This window comes from Gemmatimonadales bacterium (assembly GCA_030697825.1).
GTDB lineage: Bacteria > Gemmatimonadota > Gemmatimonadetes > Gemmatimonadales > JACORV01 > JACORV01.
On record JAUYOW010000306.1, the window covers coordinates 1 to 5,171 of the forward strand.

The window sequence follows — 5,171 nt, forward strand, 5'->3', positions numbered from 1 at the left end:
GCCCTCGGCGGTCGAGCCACTCGATGCGCGCGGCGTACTGGTCCACCAGCCGCCGGGCGGTGGTGCGGCCCGCGGTCATCTGCTCCTGGAGCTGGGCCACCGACAGTTCGGAGAGCTCGAAGCCGCCTTGAGGCGGCTCACCGCGCGATGCAGCACCGGAGGGCACGTGTGCGGCTATGGCGGCGCCTGCAACGGCGCGCCCTAGGAAATCCCGGCGTTTCATCGTGGTGCTCCTGTGGGTTGGGGGCGGCTGCCGTTCGAAGATTCATCTCGATCGTGTCGCCGTCAACCGCGAGGAGCTCACCGCAACGGGTACGAACTCAGCACCCTGAGATAGTTCCCGCGCTCGTAGGCGCCCGGGTTGGCCACAGCGAGCTGGCTCATGCTGCCGCGCATCTGCGCGACGCTCTCATACTCGTGTGCCTCCATCCACTCCACGACGTCCCGCCTCACGACGCGGAGGTGCTCGATGCCATGCTTGAGCAGCGCCGAGGTCAGCATCGCCACCTTGGCGCCGGCCATCATCGCCTTCAACACGTCCTTCGCCGTGTGAACCCCGCCGGTGACCGCGAAGTCCACGTCGAGCTTGCCGTAGAGGATCGCCACCCAGGTGAGGCGCAGCAGCAGCTCGTAAGAGCTGCTGAGCGTGAGCGTCGGCACCACGTCGAGCTCGTCGATGTCGAGGTCGGGCTGGTAGAACCGGTTGAACAGGACGAGCCCGTTCGCGCCCGCGGCCTTGAGCCGGTGGGCCAGGTTCGCGAACGCCGTGAAGTGATGGCCCACCTTCACGGCGAGCGGGATGCGCACGCTCATCCGGATGTCTTCCACGAGGTCCACGTACTGCTGCTCGACCTCGGCGGCCGTCCTGGCCGGGTCGGTGGCGACGTAGTAGATGTTGAGCTCGAGCGCGTCGGCGCCCGCCTGCTCGATCGACTGCGCGTACCGGATCCACCCGCCGGTCGAGATGCCGTTCAGGCTGGCGATGATGGGGACCTCCACCGCCGCCTTGGCCTTCCGGACGTGCTCCAGGTACGCGTCGGGCCCGAGGTTGTACTCGTGCAGATCCGGGAAGTAGCTCAGCGCCTCGGCGAAGCTGTCGGCCCCGTCCGATAGATGGCGGTCGAGGAGCACGCTCTCGATGGTGATCTGCTCCTCGAAGAGCGAATGAAGCACGACGGCCGCGGCGCCCGCGTCCTCCATCTGCCGGATGCGGCCGATGTCCTGGCACAGCGGCGACGGCGAAACGACGAGCGGGTTCGCGAGTCGGAGCCCGAGGTACGTCGTTGAGAGGTCGGTCATGGCGCACCCTCCTCGGCTTTGGCGCCGTTCATCGTCGCCGCCAGGTGTTCGTAGCGCTTCCACCTCTCATCCACGTCCCGCTGGGCCAGCTCGGCCAGGTCCCGGGCGGCGACCGGGTCGGCGTGCACCAGCATGCGGTAACGGGTCTCGTTGTTGGTGAATTGCGCCAGCGGCAGGCTCGGCGGCTTGGCATCGAGCTGCAGCGGATTCTCGCCCTTCGCGCGCCGCGACGGGTCGTACCGGAACAACGGCCAGTAGCCCGACTTCACGGCCGCCTTCTGCTGGTCGAGCCCGTGGACCAGATCATAACCGTGGGCGATACAGTGGCTGTAGGCGATGATGATCGACGGCCCGTGGTGCGCCGCCGCTTCGACAAAAGCGCGGACCGTCTGAGCGTCGTCGCCGCCCATCGCGACCTGCGCGACGTAGACGTTGTCGTACGACATGGCCATCAACGCCAGGTCCTTCTTGGCCGAGAGACGCCCGCCGGCCGCGAACTTGGCGACCGCGCCGCGCGGCGTGGCCTTCGAAGCCTGGCCGCCGGTGTTCGAGTACACCTCGGTGTCGAGTACCAGGATGTTCACGTTCCGGCCCGATGCCAGCACGTGGTCGAGCCCGCCGTACCCGATGTCGTAGGCCCAGCCGTCGCCGCCCACGATCCACACCATCTTGTCCGCCAGCGAGTCGGCGAGCGCACGGAGGCTCGCGGCATCGGGCCCCGCGATGCCGGCGAGCCTGGACTTGAGCTCCGCGATCCGCCCGCGTTGCGCCGCGATCCCTTCCTCCGAGGCCTGGTCCGCGCCAGACAGGACCTCAGCCAGATCGGCGCCGACGACGTCCTTGAGACTGGCGAGCAACCTGCGCGCGCTGTCCCTCGCCTGGTCCAGCGCCAGCCGCATGCCGAGGCCGAACTCCGCGTTGTCCTCGAACAGCGAGTTCGACCACGCCGGTCCCCGGCCCTCGGCGTTCACCGTCCACGGCGTGGTGGGGAGGTTGCCCCCGTAAATGGAGGAGCAGCCGGTCGCGTTCGCCACCACGGAGCGGTCGCCGAAGAGCTGGGAAAGCAGCTTGAGGTACGGCGTCTCGCCGCAGCCGGCGCACGCACCCGAGAACTCGAACAGCGGGCACAGCAGCTGCACGTCCTTCACGTCCTTCAGGCTGAGCGCCCCGCGGCCGGGATCGGGGAGCGACAGGAAGAAGTCCCAGTTGGCCCGCTCGGCGTCCCGGAGCGGCTCCTGCGGCCCCATGTTGATCGCCTTGAGCTTCACCGCGCTCTTGTTCTTGACGGGGCACGCTTCCACGCACAGCGCGCAGCCGGTGCAGTCCTCGGGCGCGACCTGCAGCGTGTAGCGCCGGTCCCGGAACTCGCGCCACCGGGCTGGCGCGGACTTGAATGCCGCCGGCGCGCCCTCCAGAAGCGAGGGGTCGTAGACCTTGGCGCGGATCACCGCGTGCGGGCACACCAGCACGCACTTGCCGCACTGGATACAGATCGACTCGTCCCACACCGGGATCTCGAGGGCGATGTTGCGCCGCTCCCACCTCGCGGTCCCGCTCGGATAGGTGCCGTCGGCCGGCAACGCGCTCACCGGCAGGAGGTCGCCCCTGCCAACGATGATCTCGGACGTCACCCGCTGCACGAAACCCGGCGCGGCGGGAGGAACCACCTCCCGCCGGGCGAGTCGGCTCGTCGCCCGGTCCGGAACGCGCACTTCGTGCAGGGCGGCCAACGCGTTGTCCACCGCCTCGAAGTTCATCTGCACCACCTGCTCGCCCCGTCGCCCATAGGTCTTCTTGATCGCGTCCTTGATCGCCGCGATCGCGGCCTCGCGCGGCAGCACACCGCTCAGCGCAAAGAAACAAGTCTGCATCACCGAGTTTATCCGGCGCCCGAGCCCCGCCTGTTCCGCCACCTTGACCGCGTCGATGGCGAACAAGCGCAACCGCTTGGCAATGACCTGCTCCTGCACCGGGCGGGGCAGATGATCCCAGACCTCGTCCGGGCCGTAGGGCGCGTTCAGCAGGAACGTCGCACCCAGCTCCGCCGCGCCGAGCACGTCGAGCCGCTCCAGGAAACCGAACTGGTGGCAGGCCACGAACGTGGCCCGGCTCACCAGGTACGTGGACCGGATCGGGCGGGGACCGAAGCGCAGGTGCGAGACCGTGACCGAGCCGGATTTCTTGGAGTCGTAGACGAAGTAGCCCTGCGCCCACAGGTCGGTGCCCTCGCCGATGATCTTGATCGAGTTCTTGTTCGCTCCGACGGTCCCGTCGGCGCCCAGACCGAAGAACAGCGCGCGCACCGTCCGCGGGTCCTCGGTCGTGAAGCCGGGGTCCCAATCCAGGCTGGTGTGCGTGACGTCGTCGTTGATGCCGATCGTGAAGTGGTTGCGGGGCGCCGGCGCGCGCAGCTGGTCGAAAACGGCCTTCACCATGGCCGGAGTGAACTCCTTCGAAGCCAGACCGTACCGCCCGCCCACCACCCTGGGCATCGCCGGGAACGGCGCCCTCCCCGCCCAAAAGATCTCGCTCACAGCGGCGACCACGTCGAGATAGAGCGGCTCACCCATGCTTCCCGGCTCCTTGGTCCGATCCAGCACCGCGATCGCGCGCACCGAGGGCGGCAGAGCGGCGACGAATCGCTCCGAGTCGAACGGCCGGTACAGGCGGACGGTCAGCACCCCGACCTTCTCGCCGCCGGCCGTCAGCGCGTCCGCGGTTTCGGCGGCCGCCCCGGCACCCGAGCCCATCAGAACGATCACGCGCTCGGCGTCCGGCGCGCCGGCGTAGTCGAACAGCCGGTACCTCCGCCCGACCCGTTCGGCCAGGCGATCCATCGCCCGCTCCACGATCGCCGGGCACGCGAGATAGTACGGGTTGGACGCCTCGCGACCCTGGAAGTAGACGTCGGGGTTCTGGGCCGTCCCGCGGACGAACGGGCGGTCGGGCGAGAGAGCGCGGGCACGGTGCGAGTGGACCAGATCGTCCGGCACCATGGCCCTCAGATCGTCGGGCGCGAGCCTCTCGATCTTGTTCACCTCGTGGGAGGTCCTGAAGCCGTCGAAGAAGTGGAGGAACGGGACCCGCGCCTCGAGCGTGGCGGCGTGCGCGACCAGTGCCAGGTCGTGCGCCTCCTGAACCGAGCTCGACGCCAGCATCGCGAAGCCCGTCTGGCGGGCGGCCATCACGTCGCTGTGATCGCCGAAGATCGAGAGTGCCTGCGCGGCCAGCGAGCGGGCGGCCACGTGGATCACCGCGGGCGTCAGCTCGCCGGCGATCTTGTACATGTTGGGGATCATGAGGAGAAGGCCTTGCGACGCCGTGAAGGTGGTCGCCAGCGCCCCGCACTGAAGAGCGCCGTGCAGCACCCCGGCGGCGCCTCCCTCGCTCTGCATCTCGATCACGGTCGGCACCGCGCCCCACAGATTCGGCTGGCGCTTCGCCGCCCACTCGTCGGCCCATTCACCCATCGGCGAGCTGGGGGTGATCGGGTAGATCGCAATGACCTCGCTCAACTGGAAGGCGACCAGCGCGGCGGCTTCGTTGCCGTCGATCGTGACCATGGGACGAGTCATCGGACCCCTTCCAGTCGGTCGGATACGGGGACGCCAGCTCGGCCTCCCCGGCCCGAAAATCGCAAGTTGCATTCCGACCAGAGGCCGGGCCTTAGGAAACAGGAGAAGGGTGTCGGAGCCAACCGCAAACCGTTATCCTCAAGGCACTTCAGCGCAGCCCGGCATGCGGCACGCAGGCGGACTGTCAGGCGCCGGAAGCCTCGAATCGCACTCGGAATAGCGGACATTGTGTCCCACAGTCCGTCGCTCGACGACCGGCGCGGTCTCCATCGCAGGTCGCCGCTCCTCGCGGTCACC

General features: G+C 68.7%; 3 protein-coding genes. All 3 read right to left on the minus strand.

What is annotated here, in order from left to right; all coding sequences use genetic code 11:
* A partial coding sequence (locus tag Q8Q85_14915; GenBank protein MDP3775549.1) for a hypothetical protein occupies positions 1-223 on the minus strand: 223 nt, incomplete at its 3' end.
* A gap of 77 nt (positions 224-300) precedes the next feature.
* Entirely contained in the window at positions 301-1,299 is a 999-nt protein-coding gene (locus Q8Q85_14920) for a dihydroorotate dehydrogenase-like protein (protein MDP3775550.1), read from the minus strand.
* On the minus strand, positions 1,296-4,874 hold the full coding sequence (gene nifJ, locus Q8Q85_14925; protein ID MDP3775551.1) for a pyruvate:ferredoxin (flavodoxin) oxidoreductase: 3,579 nt from the start codon (positions 4,872-4,874) through the stop codon (positions 1,296-1,298). The genes Q8Q85_14920 and nifJ overlap by 4 nt, the downstream gene beginning before the upstream one ends.
* Positions 4,875-5,171: the final 297 nt, after the last annotated feature.